Origin of the sequence: Caenibius sp. WL (assembly GCF_019803445.1) — a bacterium.
Classification (GTDB): domain Bacteria; phylum Pseudomonadota; class Alphaproteobacteria; order Sphingomonadales; family Sphingomonadaceae; genus Caenibius.
This window is the reverse complement of the sequence record NZ_CP081844.1, coordinates 2,737,182-2,754,243: the sequence shown is the minus strand read 5'-3', so window position 1 is coordinate 2,754,243 and position 17,062 is coordinate 2,737,182. Positions and strand designations below refer to the sequence as shown.

The following is a 17,062-nucleotide window of genomic DNA, read 5'->3' as shown; positions in this document are numbered from 1 at the left end:
CGATTGCGCGCCTGTCTTAAAAAACAGGGATGGAAGAGGTCGGTTTACTGCGCGGTAAGGCCCCCATCGACAACGAACTCGCCGCCGGTCACGTACTTGGCGCGATCCGAAAGCAGGAAGGCGATCATGTTGCCGATATCGTCCGGCTCGCCCATCCGCTTCATCGGAATACTGGCGTTGATCGCATCATACTGTGCCGGGTTATCCTCGATCGCGACCTTTTGCATATCGGTCCAGATCACCCCCGGATGCACGGAATTGACGCGAATTCCCTTGGCCGCGACTTCCAGTGCAATCGATTTGGAATAGAGGCGTACGCCCCCTTTGCTCGCGGCGTAGGCGGATGCACCCGGGATGCCAACCAGCCCCGCAATGGATGAAAGATTGACGATTGCACCGGAACCTTGCGCTTCCATGATCGGAAGAACAGCGCGGCAGCCGAGATAGACGCTCTTCAGATTGACGTCGATCTGGCGGTCCCAGCTCGCCGGATCGAGATCGGCCATCCACCGGAGAACCGCGATGCCGGCGTTGTTGACGAGCCCGTCAATGCGGCTGGTTTCGGTGGTGACACGTGCGACGAGGGCGCGCCACCCCGCTTCATCTGTGACATCCTGCGCCAGCCCCGTGGCGGTGAAGCCTGATGCACGCAGTTCTTCTGCTCTGGCTGCGGCAGCATCGCCATCCAGATCGGTAAGGTAAACCGTATGCCCTTCCTGTGCGAGCAGGCGGGCCGTGGCGAAACCGAGCCCCCCTGCGGAAGCCGCGCCAGTGACGATCATGGTTTTGGAGACAGATTGGGTCACGGCAAGCAATACTCCGGTCAAGCGGTGGCGAGCCAGGCACGGTCATAAGACCGGTCCTGCGTGTCGTGGCGGCCAAGAAGACAGGCCGCGAGATCGGTGGCGAGAATGCTGTCGGCGGCTGCTTCCTTGCGCACCCAATCGACCAGCTCAGTGCGGTGGGCGAAGCGCCATTCCCCGCCGCGGCGCTCATATCGATCAAGGTAACGCCCTGAGATCACCATATCGGTAGGGCCGCTTTCTTCGACGATGCGATGAAAGGCATAGTAATAGACTTCGCCATAAGCGCGATCGGGCGTGTCGCTGTCGAAAGTGATGAGGTGTTGGCCGATCAGATGCTGATTGGCGCTGTGTGTGGCGAGCAGTTCCTGCGCGAAATCGACGAAGGCCGGCCCGCTGCCCTTGAAGATGCCGTAATCGGTGGTGGCGTCCGGCCAGAACGTGGCAAGCTGCAAGGCATGATCCAGCCGGTCCTGCCCGCGCATGTAGCGTGCGCACAGATCGCGAATTTCATCCTTGGCAATCAATGTGGCGAGATCGGTCATCGCTGCTTCCTTGTCGCTTGATCCGAAAAAATGCGGCCAGCGGGAGGATTGTCCCGCCGGCCGCAGGCTTCAGAAGCGCACTGTTGCCTGAAGCTGGACAGTGCGTGGGAGAGACACGAAACCGACTTGATCGGCCATGATTGCGTTATTGGTTCCCGTGCCCGCGCCGGTGTTGGGGGCATCCACTGCGCCGCCAACTATGTAACGGTTGGTGAGATTCTTGCCGATCAGCGCCAGTTCGTAACGCGCGTCCTGGAACTTGACCCGGATGGAACCGTCGAGAGTGAGATAGGCGGGCTGTTTCGACAGAGGATGCGCGAAGCCCGAAGCGAGGTAGGAATCGGAGTATCGGCTATCGAGCGAGAAGCCGAGCGCGGTGCCGTCGCTGACCTCTGTTTCATACGAAACGCCCAGCGATGCGGTCCATTTCGGAGCCACTGCCGTGGGCGCGCCGCTCAGGTCCTGCCCGGGGGCGCCCTGGAACAGGATATCGCACCCTTGTGCGATCGATTGCCCGCCATAGCAGGGGGCGATGTAGTTGAGATAGCGTGCGCGATTGTAATTGGCCGTGCCGTGAAGGTTGAGGCCGGGAACGGCGCGGGGGGCGAATTCGAATTCGAGTTCCACACCTTTGGTACGGGCCGAACCGGCGTTGGTGGTGATAAAGGCGAACGTTTGTGAATTGAAGAAGTCCACCTGGAGATTGACGTATTTGTAGCTGTAAACGCCAAGATTCAGCCGCAACTGCCGATCCGCCAGCATCGTCTTGATGCCAGCTTCGAACCCGCGCGCCTTTTCCGGGGCGAAGGCGACATCGCTGGGGATCGTTCCTATGCTGACAAAGCCGGAGTTGGAGAAACCGCCGGACTTGTAGGCCGTCTTGTAGGCGCCATAGACGGTGATCTGCTCATTCGGGGTCCAGGTCAGCGTGAATTCCGGTGACCAGTCGTTGAAAGTCTGATCGCCATAAATCGTCTTGTCTTGGACGAACAATGCCTGAAGCGCGCCGTTCACATAGGGCTGGACGAGATAACTGTCCTTGGTTTCATGAATATAGCGGACGCCGCCGGTCGCCTCGAGTTTGGGCAGAATGGTCCAGCTCACCTGGCCATAAGCGGAGAGTGTTTCCCCATCGGTTTCCGACCGCTTGAAATACCCGAGATACCGGAAATCGGCCGGTGCGGTCGAATCTTCGATATTGCCGAATGCGCCGGACTGGAAATGATTGCGCTTGGTCTTCTGATAATAGCCGCCGACCAGCAGGTTCAGCGGGCCATCGAAGCTGGTCTGCGCGCGCAGTTCGGTCGAGAACGCATGATAGATCGATTTTTCGGTCGATGGGGCCGCGGCGAGATCGGACGAAACGAACGTGCAATCGCAGGCCCAGCGGTTGGTGTTACGATTGTAGTTCGTCACCCAGGTGAGACTGACGTCATCGAAGGCATACTCTGCCGTTCCGGTGATCGCCCAACTGCGATACTTGTTATACAGCGCGCCGCTTTTCTTGGAGAAAGGATTGGTGCCTGCCAGATCCTCGGGGAAGTAATTCTGGTAGATATTGAATTTGCGCTGGCACGGGATGGCGGCATTCAGCGCGTAGTTGTCGCCTGCGCAGTTGAACAAGCCGTAGTTCCAACTGTTGTTATCGGCGTCGGAAGCCGAAGCATTGGCTTTCAGCGTGAATTTGAAGCGATCGCCGGGATCGTAAGCCAGCGTTACGCGGCCAAGAAATTCCTTCGTTCCTGGGTTATCGCCACCATATGCGGGGGCAAAATGATTGGTCGTGACGCCGGTGGCGATGTCGTAAGTGGAATAGGTTTTGTCGATCCCCCGGTTCTTGAAATAACTGCCGGTCATGTTCGATGCGCGCAATGCCACGCGCAGACCAAGAGTGTCGGTCAGCGGGCCAGAGCCGACAAATTCCCCAACCAGCTCCTTGCCCGCAAATTCATAGCCGAGCTGGGCCTTGAATTCGGGTGTGGCGGTGGGATTCGCGGTGCGTAATGAGATAACGCCCGCCGTCGCATTCTTGCCGAAGAACAGCGATTGCGGCCCCTTGAGCACTTCGACCCCTTCGAGATCGAGGAAGCCTTCGTTGATGACACGGCCTTGGCCGTAATAAACGCCATCTACCACCACGGCCACGGATTGTTCGATCCCGATCGAGGTGGAGGAGGATCCGATGCCGCGCAGCGTGAGTTGGGCGCCCGATCCGTTGGATGCGCGGCCGATGGTGAACTGGGGTGTCTGGGTCGCGATTTTTTCAAGACTGGTCATGTCGTAGCGCTGAATCTGTTCGGCGCTGATGGCAGTCACCGAAACCGGTACGGTTTGTGCGCTTTCTTCGCGTCGGCGGGCAGTGACGACGATATCGCTGATCCCGCCCTGCTGCGCCTGTTCGCTGCCTGCGGCATCTTGTGCAAAGGCTGGTGTGATCGCAAAGCCTGAAGTGAAGACCGTGGCGAGAAGTGCGACGCGCACGGCGTGTCCTGCCGACAAAGACATACAAGCTTCCTTTCCCCATGCCGGAGTGGGCCTGTTCTCGGTTTCTGCCCTCCGGAACCCATCGCGGGTCTGGAGAAAGGCTATAGCGCTATAAAAGTGCAGTGCACTGCAATTTGTGCTAGGCGAGGGGCGAGATTGCCGCCTGTGCCAGCCGACGAACACACCGTCTGGCTTCCTGATGCGACCAGTCGCGCAAATTGCCGTGCGCGTGCGGTAGCAGCACCTGGCAGACCGCCAGCCGCATCTGCGTTTCCAGCGTATCGTCAATCATGCCGTGTCCGGACCACAAGGTGACGGCGCTGACCATTCGCTGCCCGATCAGCCCGGTCAGCGTATCGATATCGTCTTCCTCCAGCAGGCCTTGTCGCGCCAGTTCATCCAGCGCCCGGCCGACATAGCGGCGATAGACATGATGAAGCCCGACGATATCCGCATGCTGGATCAGGACCGGGGCCAGGGCACGGGCGACATCGGGCTGTTCCAGAGTGCGCCGTGACAAGGTTTCGGACAAAGAAAGGAAGAAGCCGATACCCGGATCGGCGGCCTTCACCCACGCTTCGTTGATCACGTCTTCGGTCCGTTCGCGGGCGCAGGTCGCGATCAGCGTGTCCTTGTTGATGTAGATGTTGAACAGCGTGCGTTCGGCAACGCCGGCCGCTGCGGCAATTGCCCGCATGGAAACCGCGTCATACCCGTGCTGGGCCAGCAGAGCGTTGGTCACTCGCAGAATGCGGGTTCGGCGTTCTTGCTGGCGTGGGGTCAATGGCCGTACGAGCGGACCGGGAGGTTGAGTGGCATCGGGTTCAATCATATCGGATTTGTAAAGGGACTGAGGCCGCAGGATCAACCGTTCCACTTGAGCCCGGAATGAGGCTGTCGATTTGCAACGGCAGGATTCGATTGGCGGTCGAGCACCTTCGGGAGATCGCTGACATTGCGATGCTGGTCGAGCAGGCCGAAGCAAAGCCCGCAAAACGCGGCTCGTATAAAAAGCGGGGTCAGATTTCAAACTGACCCACAACCCATCGCAGACTGACAGAAACAATAGTTTTGCGATTCTGTTATCAGGATAGATTGATCGAATACTTGGCTGGACCGGTTAAGTGACTCTCTCCCTGCCCCGGCCGATTTATATCGGCCGGGATTTTTTATGGGTGGGTTTCCGGTTTACCGCGCCGGGAAATGCACGGTCAGATCAGCACCAGCGTCTTGCCGATAGTCCGGCCGGACATCAGATCGATGAAGGCCTGGGGCAGTTTCTCGAACCCCTGCCGAACATTGGCGAGCGGACGCAGGATGCCATCGGCGGCCCATGCATCCAGTTCGCGCTGCGCCTGATCCAGCACCTGCGGATAATCGTACGTGATAAAGCCCTGCATCCGGATGCGATTCACCACGAGTTGCCAGAGAGTTTTGACGCCATGAGGATGATCGGCATCATTGTATTGCCCGATCATTCCGCACACCGCGATGCGGCCGTGCAAGCGCATGAGTGGCAGGATCGCCTCCAGTGTCTCACCGCCAACGTTGTCATAATAGACGTCCACGCCATCGGGCACGATCTTCGCGATCTCCGCCGCGATATCGGGCGTAGCGCGATAATCGATGGCCGCGTCGAAGCCGAGATCGAGAATGGTCTGCGCCTTTTGCGCGGAACCGACGAGGCCGATCACTTTGCACCCCCGCGCCTTGGCGATCTGTCCGACAGTGGAACCGGTTGCGCCTGCGGCCGCGCTTACGACTACGGTTTCGCCGGGCTTGGCCTCACCCACGGCGAACAGGCCGACCCATGCGGTCAGCCCGACGGGCCCAAGGGCGCCCATATAGTGATGGAGATCGTTGCCGGGCTGCGGGTGGACGGCTTCCAACCCCAGCGCATTGCCATCGATGACATAATGATCCGACCATGTGGCCATGGTGCGTACCAGGGTGCCAACCGGCCAGTCGGCATTGCGCGAGGCAACGATTTCACCCAGCGACATGCCGTTGATCGGTGCGCCCAACGCAACCGGCGGCAAGTAGCTGGGGCGGTCGTCAAGAAAGCCGCGGATGGCCGCATCGAGCGAACCGACCCGCATCTTCACCAGCATTTCCCCATCGCCCGGCACCGGCATCGGTGCTTCGGCCAGGGCAAAGTCTTCGGGGACGGGCACCCCTTGGGGGCGGCGAACGAGCAGGATTTGGCGAATGGTTTCCATGGTGCCTTTTTATGCCGGGTTTGAGGAAAATGGGGCTAGCCATATCGCCAGCTTTCCACGCGCGCTGTTTTGATGCCACTTTCGCATAAACGAGAGGAGTATTCAGCAATGGCGATGACGCCCGAAGAAATGGTCCGGTTTGTCGATGATCTCTATGCCGCAACCGGGGCCGGGGATTGGGACAAGGCTGCTGGCATGTTGACAGACGATTTCTTCGTGACCGAGGCAGACAACCTGCCGATGGCCGGTGTCTATCGGGGCAGGAATGCACTCAAGGATTTGTTCCTGACCGTCATGGGCAAAGTCGATGTCGCCGGTCTCGATCGGGTGTTGACCACCACCGGTGGCGATTATGCGATCACCATCCTGTCGATGCGGTTCGCCGATCCTGCATTGGAACCTGCCGAATTGCTTGAACTGTTTCGGTTTCGCGACGGCAAGTGTTGCGAAATCAAGCCGTACTATTTCGATGCGAGCAAGTTTGCCGCCGCAGCCGAAGCCAAGGCGCGCCAGACCGCCTGAATTGTCCGGGGCCGGGGAGCATTATGCTCATCCCGGCCTTTCGCCTCTTGCACAGGATCAGGCCAGGACGCGCAACGGATCGGCCCCGTCCCAATCGCGGGCGGCTTCCTTCATCATGGCGAACAGCCCATCGGAACCGGCTGCCGGTTGCAGCAGTTCGACCACATGGCCCGGACCGCCACCGGCATCGACATAAATCACTTCGCCCGTATCGCCGACTTTGCCTTCGACCAGGATTTCCGCCCCGATCCGTGCGCAGGCCGCCCGGGCATCGGCGATGGAGTCAACGAAAATGCAGATGTGATGCATCCGGTCCGTAACCGCATATTCGCCGGTATAGATCGAAGGCGCATCGTTTTCCGCGCGGATCAGCTCGATCTGGATATCGCCCCAATATCCGATGGCGATGGAAAAGGCCGCATCGGAGGGCTGCCCGCGATAGCGCATTTCGCCCAGACGAATATTTTCCATCAGGAAGAACGGGCCAACCCCCATCGTCTCGGTCCAGTATTTCACTGCTGCATCGAAATCTTCGGGCAGATAAGCGATCTGAATAACATCGCCGAGCGCCTTGATCGGGCCAGGTTGGATCATGTGTGCGATTCTCCCGCGCGGATTGGATTCAATCTATAGTCCCTAATCTGTGGCCTTGCGCAGCCGTGCCGTCACCTTGCCGAAAGCATAGGTTGCGAGCCATGAAATATCGGCCAAACCATGTAGCGTAACAATATGGGAGAATGCCGTGGGCAAACGGCTTGAAGGGAAAGTCGCGCTGGTGACCGGCGGCACATCCGGTATCGGCGCAGGCACTGTGCGCCGCCTGGTCGCCGATGGAGCGCAGGTCGTGTTTACCGGATCGAACGAAGCGGCGGCCGCGAGTCTCTGCGCCGAAACCGGTGCACGGTTCGAAGCGTTGCGCGTCCAGGATGCCGCAGCATGGCCCGATCTCATGGAGCGTATCCGGGCCGATCATGGCCGGTTCGATATCGCTTTCGCCAACGCCGGGACCGAACACGGCGATGGTAGTTTGGAGAGCATCGATATCGATGGCTGGAACAATGTCATCGCCGTCAATCAGACGGGCGTGATGCTGACAGTCCAGCACGCGATCCGCGCCATGAAACAGAATCCTGAAGGGCCCACAGGCTCGATCATCGTCAATTCATCGATGAATGCGCACCGGGCGATGGGTAATTTCGTGGCCTATTCGGTATCGAAAGCGGCCGTGATCGCGCTGGTCAAATCGGCTGCCGTGCATTGCGGCAATCAGGGCTACGCGATCCGGACCAATGCGATCCTGCCCGGTGTGGTCGAAACGGCGCTGATTACCGACCTGATCGACAAATCGGGTGATCCGCCCGCCGCTCGTGCGGCTTATGAGAATATGTCCCCCCTGCGCCGCATGGCGAGAGTGGAGGAAATCGCCGGCCTGGTCGCCTGGCTGGCGTCGGACGAGGCGGCATTCGTTTCGGGCAGCGAATATGTGATCGATGGCGCCACCACAGCAGGGATGATGGGAGTATGAGCGATCTGGGCTCGCAAAGACTGCAAGGCAGAGTAGCATTCGTCTCGGGCGGCCTGCGCGGTATCGGCCTTGCCTGTGTCGAACGCTTCCTGGCCGAAGGCGCCGAAGTGATCCTGTCGGATCTCGATGCGTCCGACAGCGATCATGCCCGCATGGTCATGGCGCAACTGGGACAGGCGGCAACATATGTGCAGGCCAATGTCACCCGCGAAGAAGACTGGCAGCGGGCTTGCGAAGTGGTGATCCAACGCCATGGCAAGCTCCACATCCTCGTCAACAATGCCGGAACGGATCAGACCGGCGCGGTCGAGACGATCGATCTCGAAGCCTGGCGGCGGATTATGGCGATCAACGTCGATGGCGTGTTTCTGGGGGTGAAGACTTTCGTACCCTTGCTGGCGGAGAGCGGCAGGGAGGTGAAAGGCGGGGCATCGATCATCAATGTCTCGTCGATCATGGGGCTGGTCGGATTCAACGAAGTATCGCCCTACAACGCCAGCAAGGGCGCAGTGCGCATGTTCACCAAGGGGATCGCCATCGAATTCGCGCAGAAGAAGATGCCGATCCGCGCCAATTCCCTGCATCCCGGGTTCGTTACCACGCCGCTGCTGAATGAAGGTTTCCAGCGCTGGGTGGACAAGGGTTTCGCCGCCAGGCCCCAGGACCTGGTCGATATGATGGCCGCGCAGACGCCGGTGGGCCGCCTTGCCGATCCGGCGGAACTGGCGAGCGGTGTGTTCTTCCTCGCCAGTGAGGACAGCTCGTACATGACGGGGGCCGAACTCGTGATCGATGGCGGCTGGACCGCACAATAAAGGACATGGCAATATGACGATTGCACTGGATGGCGTTGTCGCCGTGGTGACGGGTGCCGGGGGCGGGATCGGCCGTGAACTCGTGAGGGCGCTTAAAGCCGCCAAAGCCACCGTGATCGCGACGGACCTGCCCGATAACGCCGATATCGCAGGGGCGGACCATTATCTGCGTCATGATGTGGCAAGCGAAGCCGATTGGCGCGCACTGGCCGCTTTCGCCACGGAAAAATACGGGCGTATCGATGCGCTGGTGCATAATGCCGGTATTTCCATCGTGACCCAATTCGAGAATACGCCGCTGAGCGATTTTCACCGGGTCAACGCGGTGAATGTCGATTCCATCATAATCGGCACGCAGATCCTTTTGCCGCTCCTGAAGGAGGGCGGCAAGGCGCGTAGCAGTGGGGCCTCGGTGGTCAACTTCTCCAGCGTCGGCGGTTTGCGCGGCGCGGCGTTCAACGCGGCCTATTGTACCAGCAAGGCGGCGGTCAAAATGCTGTCAAAATGTCTGGGAGCGGAGTTCGCCGCTCTCGGCTACAACATCCGCGTCAATTCCGTGCACCCCGGCGGAATCGATACGGGGATGCTGGGCTCGATCATGGATCGCTATGTCGAACTCGGGGCGGCCCCGTCGCGCGAAGTGGCGCAGGCCACGATGGAAGCACGCCATCCGATCGGCCGCATGGGACGGCCGGAAGAAATCGGCGGTGGGGTGGTCTATCTCTGCTCCGATGCGGCGAGCTTCGTGACGTGCAGCGAACTGGTGATCGACGGCGGCTTCAGCCAGGTCTAATGCCGGGCGCGCTATAACTGGCCTCTCCGCACGGTGTAGGGGGAGCGGTTTTGTATTAGCGCGCCAGACAGGGCATCCACTTTCACGGTTTGGCGCCGTCGGTGATCCATTGGCGGATTCTGGCGATCTTGTCAGGCGACAGCGGCGGCGCACCGAACGGCATCTGCGCCCCGGTGCCCCCATGGGTGATCTGCGTGCCTTCCAGTTTCATCACCAGATAGCTCTTGTCGGGATCGCCCGGCACCACCCGGATCAGCCCGGGTGCTTCGGTGGACGGGACATTGACCAGTGTCGCCAAGGCCTTGCTCGGCACCAGTGCCATATTGCCCGCTTCCTGTCCCGTGAGATGGCAGGTGGCGCAGGATGAGGTGAGGATCGGAACGATTTCCGCCTCGAATGCCGATTGGGCAGCAATGGTTTCGGATGGCGCGCTATCCGTGGTGTTGCGGGTATCGCCTTGCGAGCCGGAACAGGCGCCGAGCAGCGCCGTGGCGATCGGAAGAAACCGGCGCATCAGGCACCCGCCGCGTGCGTGGCGGCGATATAGCCGAACGTCAGTGCCGGACCGATTGTGCCACCAGCCCCGAGGTAAGCCTGCCCGGTGGGCGATGCGATGCAATTGCCCGCCGCATAGAGGCCAGGAATGGGTTTATCATCAAAGCCCAGCACTTGCGCGTTTTCATTCACCTGTGGTCCCCCTGCCGTGTCCAGCGTGCCGGGGCCGAGGATGATGCAATAATATGGCCCGGTATCGGCAAACGGATGCATGACATTGTTGGGGTAGGGGTTTTCCGGCTGTGTGGTGCCGGGGCGGCGGGCGGAAAACAGCAGGTGCCACTCGCGGTCATAGAGATATTTGCCACGGTTGAATTCCGGGTCTTCGCCCGCTTTTGCATAGCCGTTGAAGCGGTTGATCGTCTCTTTCGCGGTTGCCGCGAAATCGGGGGCGAGACGCACACCGCCCGTCTTGCCGGCCCATTTGGCGAGCTGGGCATCGGCCTTGCGAAAAACTTCATCCCAGTCCGCACCTTCGATCAGGTGGGGCTGTTCGCCCTTGTTCGCCGGGAAGGGGAACGCACCACCGAAAGCATCGATGGAGCGTTCATCGAACAGCATCAGCATTAGATGATTGGGATACTCCTCGTGCGAGGGATCGTAGGGGAAGTGTGCCTGAGTCCGGTCGTTGTAGTCACGCTTTTCGTTGACCACGCGCTTGCCATACTTGTTGACGAGGATCATCGAATCCCCAGGCAGGACGAAGGCGCCCATGCCGACCCCGCGATTGGCCAATGCTTCGCCGAGCACCACCTGGCTGCGCCAGGCGAGACCGAGATTGCCCATCTTGGCCCCGGCAGCTTCCGCGATGGGGATGAAATCCCCGGTTGAGCCCGGCAGGGAGCAGGTGCCATAAACCCAGGGCTGATGCGTTTCGCACAGCTGGACATTATGAGAATAGCCGCCGGTGCCGAAAATCACGCCCTTTTCGGCCTTGATGCGGATTGTCTTGCCTTGTTGTTGCGCCTCGACACCGATCACCCGCCCGGTGCCGTCTTTCACGACGCGGGTCACCTGCGTGTCGAGCATGATCGGCACGTCCTTCTTCTTCAGGTATTCCGCCATTTGCTTGGCGAGGCTGCCGCCACCCTCCGTCGATCCGGAGCCTACCGCCGGTTCGAGAGTACGGCCGGTGGGCACTTTGTTTTCGGGCAGATGGTCGGCATAGTCGGGGGCCGGGCGGTCGATCTGGAACAGGCGGAATTGCTTGAATTGCACCGCACCCAGTTCACGCAGCTTGTCGATTGCTGCTGCGCCATGGTCATAGAATGCTTCGATCACCTTGTAGCGGTTTTCATCGAGGCCGAGTGTTGGGCTCGACGGATCGTATTGGCGCGGATAGCCATAACGGACCGCATATTTCAGAGCATCGGCCTTCTCGTCCTTGATGCCCTGTTCGCGCAGGATGAAGTGGTTGAATATCCATGCCACACCGCCTGATTTGGCCGTGGTTCCGCCAAGGATCGGCATCTTTTCGAGCATGAGAACCTTGGCGCCTTCGGCTGCGGCGGTAACGGCGGCAGTGCCGGCGGCCGCGCCGCTACCGACACAGAGGATATCCGTCTCGTGATCCCAACCGCCTTCACCTGTACCGGAGGACATATTCTGCGTGCAGCCGGCGGCAACTGCCGCGACCGCCGTAACCCCTGCGCCAGCAAGCAGTTGGCGGCGGCCAATTGCGTATTCCGACATTGATTTTGTTCCTCTCGCCTCATGCTGTTGGGGCTGTTGTTAGCCTCGGCGGCATGTTCGTCCACTCGACTAAAAGACAGGGCTGAAAGGGGAGGGCGGTTGACACAGGATGGGGGAGAATGTGCCATGAAAAAGCACCGTTAAACGGCGGAAACGAGCCGTTTAACGGTTGCCGAGGTGTGACTTTCCAGCCAGCGGACATCCGCTGCGCCGGGGATTAGTCGCCGGGATGCATCTCCGCCAGAGCGCCGGGAACCGGGAGGAGGAAATCCATGTGATACCGGGCGAATTTCCACCCTTCGGCTGTGCGCACGGCATCGAAATAATAGCGCCCGTTGACAGTCACCTGATTACCATCCTTCGCCCGGCCTGTTCCGGCGACGTAGGTGCGGACCGAAGCGGTATCGCCGGCGTAGGCGGTCACGGCGAAGTTGCTGAGGTAATGGGCCTGGTGGCTCATCGTTGCAAAAATGCCGGTGAACAGATCGCTGATGCCGCTGTGGCCGGTGACTTTGGCCATGCCGATGCCTGAAAGATCGTAAACCGCATCTTCGGTGAAACAGGCGCAGATATCGGCCACGTCGCCCATGCTGTCGAGAGCATGGGCATAAGCCACGGTGAGGTCTTCCAGTGCGAGGCGGTCTTCAATCGGGCAAATGGACATGACGATGGCTTTCGGTCTGGAAATGCGGGGCGGCTGGGGCGCCCCAGCCGCAAGTGACGTTTGCGATGCGTTTGCAGGATGGGCCTACATCAGCGCATCGTCGATCAGCCCTCTTTCCCCAGCACCATATCGTTCAGCAGTTCATGGAACCGTTGCACCCGCTTTTCCTGCCCGGGCAGGATGCAGCCTTTGAAACCGCGTGAATTGAGGCCCTGCTGCTGCGAAGTGCCGATGGAAAGATCCTGATCGGCGACAAAGCCCAGTGAGACGCCATCGCCGTAAGCCGAATGACGATGGATCGCATCGTGTTCTAGCGGGGCCATGCCGACGGGGGTGTAGACCTCGGTCATTCCCGGCACCGGCGGATAGAGGCACCAATGCTGGAAAATGCACTTTTCCGGATCGGTCGGATGCGGTTCCGTGCGCAGGATCTGGCACTGTTCGGGTGACATGGTGATCGTGAGATTGGGGAACAGCGTGCAGTGGAAATAGTCGACCAGTTGCTGATCGCTCATATTCGCATAATTGCTGTAACCGCGCTCCGCTCCCAGCCGCCGCTTGGCTTCGATCACTGCCTGGCGGATATCGCCGGTGCGGCCTTTGTATTCGGCCGGATCGATACCCCATGCCGCAGCCGCTTCGGCGAGCCCGGCAGGCACATCGCCGCTTTCATAATCCGTGCGGGTGGTGGCCTGATGGCCGATCATCCACATCGAATTGTGCCCTGACGGGTACATTTCGAACAATGTGGTCGGCAGTCCGTCGTTGATGAACATCGCCAGTTCGGGATGAATCGTGGGCAGGTGATAGCTTTCGTTGAAATTGTCGCGCAGGATCTTCCAGTTGAAATTGCAATCCGCCGATACGTTCAGCACGCGTACCCAGTTGTCGAGGCCATAGCCCGCCAGCCGTTCGGGGAAGGGCGCCATCCATTCGTGCAGCGGGGCCACATCGTCATCCATGCACCAGAACACGAACGGGCCCCAGGTTTCGCAGCGCAGTTCGGACAGGTGCACCCGCCCGCAGGGGCTGCCGCCCGCGAAATCGTCCGGGTCCTGTACTTTGGCGAGAGTGCCGTCGAGATCGAAAGTCCAGCTGTGATAACCGCAGGTGATCTGGTTGACGCTGGCGACATCGCCCAGCACCAGCCGGTTCCCGCGATGCGGGCAACTGTTGTAGAAAGCGCGGATCGATCCGTCGTCCTGCCGGACCATGATGACCGATTCCTTGCCGAAATTGTGGCGGATGATATCGCCGGGTTCCTCCAGATCGGCAAGCACGCCGCCCAGATGCCAGACCTTGGGCCACAAATGCTTGTTTTCCAGATCCATCCATTCGCGGGAGATGTAACGGTCCGCGGTGATCGTATCGCCGCGCACCGGCAGATCGAATTCCTGGGAATAGCGGGAAACTCTAGTTTCGGCGTTCACGTCAGTATCCTCCTTGCCCGGCCATCTGTTGTGGCCACTGGCGGTGCTGGCTGAAATCCTCGCCTCTGCGGCCCGCCCGGTTGGTCGTGGGGTTCGCGGCGTAAAAGGCGTGGTCGGCCGGGTCGTCCTTTACCCAGTCGGTGATAAGGTGGCGGCGGATGATCCGCCACTCGCCATTTTTGCAGGCGTATTCGTCCACATAGCGCCCGGCGATAAACAGATCGCGCGGATTGCCCGCGGCATCGCGCACCCCGTGCCACGCCTGAAAATAGCATTCGCCGCTGGCGTTGTGCGCATCATGGATTTCTATCCGAACCTGCCCGAGAAGATGATGGCTGCCGTCCATCGCGCCAAGGAAATCCTGTGCGAAGGCAACGAACTGATCCGCACCGCCCTGCATCAGCCCGCAATCGATAAAGGCATCGTCATGGAAGGAAGAACGGTGCAGTTCCGGATCGAGGCGATCGAGCCCGCGCATGTAGCGCTGCACCGCGTCCGTGATGCTGCGCCGTGCCGCATAATCGCGCATTTCGGCTTCGAGATCGAAGGGGTCGGGCATTGGCAATCCTATTGCGTTTCAAGGCAGGCGATGGTGCCGCTGTTGAAGGGGAACCATCCCTGCGCGCTGCGCGTCCAGTAATGCAGAGTGGGAACCAGATCGGCGGTTTCATCCAGCGTTCCGGCTTTGAGAAAAATCAGCCCTTGTTGCGCCACTGCCGGGGTGTCGGTTATCACCGGTGAGCCGCAGCGGGGGCAGAACCGCCGCCAGACCGGTTGTCCGCTGGCGCCGCGATCTTCATAGGTGTTGAGTTCGCCGTCCACGCGCAGGCCATCGCGGGCAAGCACCGCAACAACCGACAAGGCCGATCCCGCCTGTTTCTGGCAGTTGGTGCAATGGCAGGTGACAAGCGCCTGCGGCGGCCAGTCCGCTTCGTACCGAACCGCGCCGCACAGGCAGCCGCCCGTGCGCACCTGGGACGGCGGATGTGCGGTCGCGCTGGTCATGCTCTCTCCATTGTGGCGGTACGGCCATATGGGCCTGAACCTGCCGGTTGGGGGATTGTGCATCAGGCATGCGCGCCTCGTCAGCCTCTCACAAAGGCCAGCCCGGGCGGTTGGCGCGGTATCCCGCGCAAGGAAATGAGCGATTTCTCCGACAAGTACCAGTTTGCGGCGGCGGCGGCGCAAGGCAGATTCTCCATGGAACTTGAGCCAGAGAGTTGGAGAGGACTGACATGAACGAGTTTGCCGCGGTTCCACCGCCGCTATCCGGGCGCGATCCTGCTGCCCTGCGCGGCGATCGGATTACCGGGGATCGCTACTACTCGCGCGAATTCGCGCAGAAGGAATGGGATCGCCTCTGGACGAAGATCTGGCATATCGCGGGGCGCACTGCGGAATTGCAGGAAGCGGGCGATTATGTGGTGCACAATTTCATGAAGGAATCGGTGATCTGCGTGCGCCAGCACGATGGATCGGTGAAGGCATTCTACAATTCCTGTGCCCACCGGGGTATGCGGATAGTGAGCGAAAGTTCCACCGCCGATACCTTCAGTTGCCCTTATCACGGTTGGCGCTACGGCCTCGATGGCGTGGTCCGATTCGTGCAGGACGGGCACGATTTCCCGCAGGGCGATCCGTGCGGCAAGGCACGCCTGAAGGAGCTGCGTTGCGATACCTGGGGCGGGTTCGTCTGGTACACGATGGCGGAGGAGGGCCCCAGCCTTGCCGAATACCTCGACCCGATGCCGCAGCTTTACCGCAACTATCCGATGGATACCGCTGTGCGGGTGGCATGGTATCGGATCGCGCTCAACGCCAACTGGAAATTCGTTACCGACAATTTCTCCGAGAGCTACCACACGCGCACGGCCCATCCCCAAGTGCCGCCGTGGATCGATCAGGATGTCGATACCGCCCGGCATGAAATGTGGCCTGCCGGGCATGGGCGCACGGTGCAGCCGATGCGGCCATCCTTGTCCGACCGGCTGCCCGAAAATATCCCGCACCCTTTCAAACTGATCCTTCAGCAGTGGGATATCGATCCCGACAGCTATGCCTCTTACGAAGAACTCGCCCAGCAAGGATGGCTCGATCTCAAAGCGGCGAAGCGGCGGCTGTGGCGGGAACGCGGTTATGTCCACTACGAGCATATGGACGATGAAGAGATCACCGACAGCCCGCATACCGTGATCTTCCCCAATGTGACGATCAGCTTCCTGCCCGACAATCTGGTGTTCTTCCGCAGCGAACCGCATCCGGACGATCCGGAAAAATGCTACTTCGATCTGTGGTGCATGGCTTTTCCGGTGGAAGGGCAGCGCGAAGTGGAATCGGTGATGGCCGGTCCCAGGCCGCTGCGCGAGGCGGACTTGTGCGAACACCGTGATTTCGATGCCGGGCGGGGCATTCCCGAACTGGCGGGGCAGATCGTGTTTCAGGATATGGAACTGGCCGAAGGGATGCAGGCCGGGATGCATTCGCGCGGTTATGTCGATGCCTATCTTCCCGCGCAGGAAACGCGGGTGCGCTTCTTCCACGAAGTGCTGAACGATTGGCTGGAAGGGAGGAAACCGTGATGGCGTTCACAGGGCCGCTGGAGGATCGTACCGCGATCCGCGAATTGATGGACACGCACGCCCACGGGGTGATGACGAAAGATCCGGAAATCTGGGGTGCGATCTGGGCGGAGGATGCCTATTGGGCCTTGCCCGAATATCCCGACCTCGGCGGCTTTTCGGGCAAGGAGGCGATCCTTGCCGGATGGCTGGAATCGATGAAGCACTACGGCCTCAACCACGGGGCGAGCCCGATGATCTATTTCATGCAGCCGGGCATGATCGCGGTGGAAGGCGATCATGCCAGCGCCGTGGCTTATACCATCGAAATCTACGATGATCCCGCCAGCGGCAAGCGCGTGCATGCGACGGGCCGCTATGATGACGAACTAAAGAAGATTGACGGGCGCTGGCTGTTCACCCGGCGCGAATATCGTACCGTATTTGCCGACTGACG

General features: G+C 60.3%; 18 protein-coding genes. 6 read left to right on the top strand and 12 right to left on the bottom strand.

Annotation, left to right across the window (positions count from 1 at the left end):
- Window positions 1-44: 44 nt before the first annotated feature.
- The 5 genes from K5X80_RS13105 to K5X80_RS13085 all read right to left on the bottom strand — a co-directional run bounded on the left by K5X80_RS13105 (window position 45) and on the right by K5X80_RS13085 (window position 6,051).
- A complete protein-coding gene (locus K5X80_RS13105) occupies window positions 45-806 on the bottom strand; it encodes an SDR family oxidoreductase (protein WP_222558166.1) in 762 nt (253 codons plus the stop codon).
- A 17-nt stretch (window positions 807-823) separates the two neighbouring features.
- A complete protein-coding gene (locus K5X80_RS13100; protein WP_222558165.1) occupies window positions 824-1,348 on the bottom strand; it encodes a nuclear transport factor 2 family protein in 525 nt (174 codons plus the stop codon).
- Window positions 1,349-1,417: 69 nt separating this feature from the next.
- The gene (locus K5X80_RS13095; protein WP_222558164.1) at window positions 1,418-3,853 is read right to left on the bottom strand and encodes a TonB-dependent receptor; all 2,436 of its coding nucleotides are present in this window, start codon (window positions 3,851-3,853) and stop codon (window positions 1,418-1,420) included.
- Between the two features lie 118 nt (window positions 3,854-3,971).
- Window positions 3,972-4,574 carry a TetR family transcriptional regulator gene (locus K5X80_RS13090; RefSeq protein WP_222558163.1) on the bottom strand — a complete coding sequence of 201 codons (603 nt, stop codon included), beginning with the start codon at window positions 4,572-4,574 and terminating at the stop codon, window positions 3,972-3,974.
- A 469-nt stretch (window positions 4,575-5,043) separates the two neighbouring features.
- Window positions 5,044-6,051, bottom strand: coding sequence for an NADP-dependent oxidoreductase (locus K5X80_RS13085; RefSeq protein WP_222558162.1), 1,008 nt, complete (start codon window positions 6,049-6,051; stop codon window positions 5,044-5,046).
- Between the two features lie 108 nt (window positions 6,052-6,159).
- On the opposite strand from K5X80_RS13085, the gene K5X80_RS13080 reads away from it, so the two are divergent.
- Complete coding sequence (locus K5X80_RS13080; protein WP_222558161.1) at window positions 6,160-6,573, top strand: nuclear transport factor 2 family protein; 414 nt, start codon at window positions 6,160-6,162, stop codon at window positions 6,571-6,573.
- A gap of 57 nt (window positions 6,574-6,630) precedes the next feature.
- Here K5X80_RS13080 and K5X80_RS13075 read toward each other — a convergent pair whose 3' ends face one another.
- Window positions 6,631-7,167 carry a VOC family protein gene (locus K5X80_RS13075; protein ID WP_222558160.1) on the bottom strand — a complete coding sequence of 179 codons (537 nt, stop codon included), beginning with the start codon at window positions 7,165-7,167 and terminating at the stop codon, window positions 6,631-6,633.
- Window positions 7,168-7,315: 148 nt separating this feature from the next.
- Here K5X80_RS13075 and K5X80_RS13070 point away from each other — a divergent pair, with 148 nt between their 5' ends.
- From K5X80_RS13070 to K5X80_RS13060, 3 genes are read left to right on the top strand one after another with little or no spacing between them, the layout of a single operon-like run.
- Window positions 7,316-8,098, top strand: a complete 783-nt coding sequence (locus K5X80_RS13070; RefSeq protein ID WP_222558159.1) for an SDR family NAD(P)-dependent oxidoreductase — start codon at window positions 7,316-7,318, stop codon at window positions 8,096-8,098.
- Window positions 8,095-8,913: an SDR family oxidoreductase gene (locus K5X80_RS13065; protein ID WP_222558158.1), complete on the top strand. Its 819-nt coding sequence runs from the start codon at window positions 8,095-8,097 to the stop codon at window positions 8,911-8,913. Before K5X80_RS13070 ends, K5X80_RS13065 begins: the two co-directional genes overlap by 4 nt.
- A gap of 13 nt (window positions 8,914-8,926) precedes the next feature.
- Entirely contained in the window at window positions 8,927-9,706 is a 780-nt protein-coding gene (locus K5X80_RS13060) for an SDR family NAD(P)-dependent oxidoreductase (protein WP_222558157.1), read from the top strand.
- Between the two features lie 82 nt (window positions 9,707-9,788).
- On the opposite strand, the gene K5X80_RS13055 is transcribed toward K5X80_RS13060, so the two are convergent.
- The 6 genes from K5X80_RS13055 to K5X80_RS13030 form a co-directional block, all read right to left on the bottom strand.
- Entirely contained in the window at window positions 9,789-10,220 is a 432-nt protein-coding gene (locus tag K5X80_RS13055; protein WP_222558156.1) for a hypothetical protein, read from the bottom strand.
- Complete coding sequence (locus tag K5X80_RS13050; protein ID WP_222558155.1) at window positions 10,220-11,953, bottom strand: FAD-dependent oxidoreductase; 1,734 nt, start codon at window positions 11,951-11,953, stop codon at window positions 10,220-10,222. The genes K5X80_RS13055 and K5X80_RS13050 overlap by 1 nt, the downstream gene beginning before the upstream one ends.
- A gap of 217 nt (window positions 11,954-12,170) precedes the next feature.
- Window positions 12,171-12,617 carry a nuclear transport factor 2 family protein gene (locus K5X80_RS13045; RefSeq protein WP_222558154.1) on the bottom strand — a complete coding sequence of 149 codons (447 nt, stop codon included), beginning with the start codon at window positions 12,615-12,617 and terminating at the stop codon, window positions 12,171-12,173.
- A gap of 104 nt (window positions 12,618-12,721) precedes the next feature.
- On the bottom strand, window positions 12,722-14,047 hold the full coding sequence (locus tag K5X80_RS13040; protein ID WP_222558153.1) for an aromatic ring-hydroxylating oxygenase subunit alpha: 1,326 nt from the start codon (window positions 14,045-14,047) through the stop codon (window positions 12,722-12,724).
- 1 nt (window position 14,048) lies between these two features.
- Complete coding sequence (locus K5X80_RS13035; protein ID WP_222558152.1) at window positions 14,049-14,606, bottom strand: nuclear transport factor 2 family protein; 558 nt, start codon at window positions 14,604-14,606, stop codon at window positions 14,049-14,051.
- 8 nt (window positions 14,607-14,614) lie between these two features.
- The gene (locus tag K5X80_RS13030) at window positions 14,615-15,052 is read right to left on the bottom strand and encodes a GFA family protein (RefSeq protein WP_222558151.1); all 438 of its coding nucleotides are present in this window, start codon (window positions 15,050-15,052) and stop codon (window positions 14,615-14,617) included.
- 230 nt (window positions 15,053-15,282) lie between these two features.
- On the opposite strand from K5X80_RS13030, the gene K5X80_RS13025 reads away from it, so the two are divergent.
- Both K5X80_RS13025 and K5X80_RS13020 read left to right on the top strand, forming a co-directional pair.
- On the top strand, window positions 15,283-16,626 hold the full coding sequence (locus K5X80_RS13025) for an aromatic ring-hydroxylating oxygenase subunit alpha (RefSeq protein ID WP_222558150.1): 1,344 nt from the start codon (window positions 15,283-15,285) through the stop codon (window positions 16,624-16,626).
- Complete coding sequence (locus K5X80_RS13020; protein ID WP_261390710.1) at window positions 16,626-17,060, top strand: nuclear transport factor 2 family protein; 435 nt, start codon at window positions 16,626-16,628, stop codon at window positions 17,058-17,060. The genes K5X80_RS13025 and K5X80_RS13020 overlap by 1 nt, the downstream gene beginning before the upstream one ends.
- Window positions 17,061-17,062: the final 2 nt, after the last annotated feature.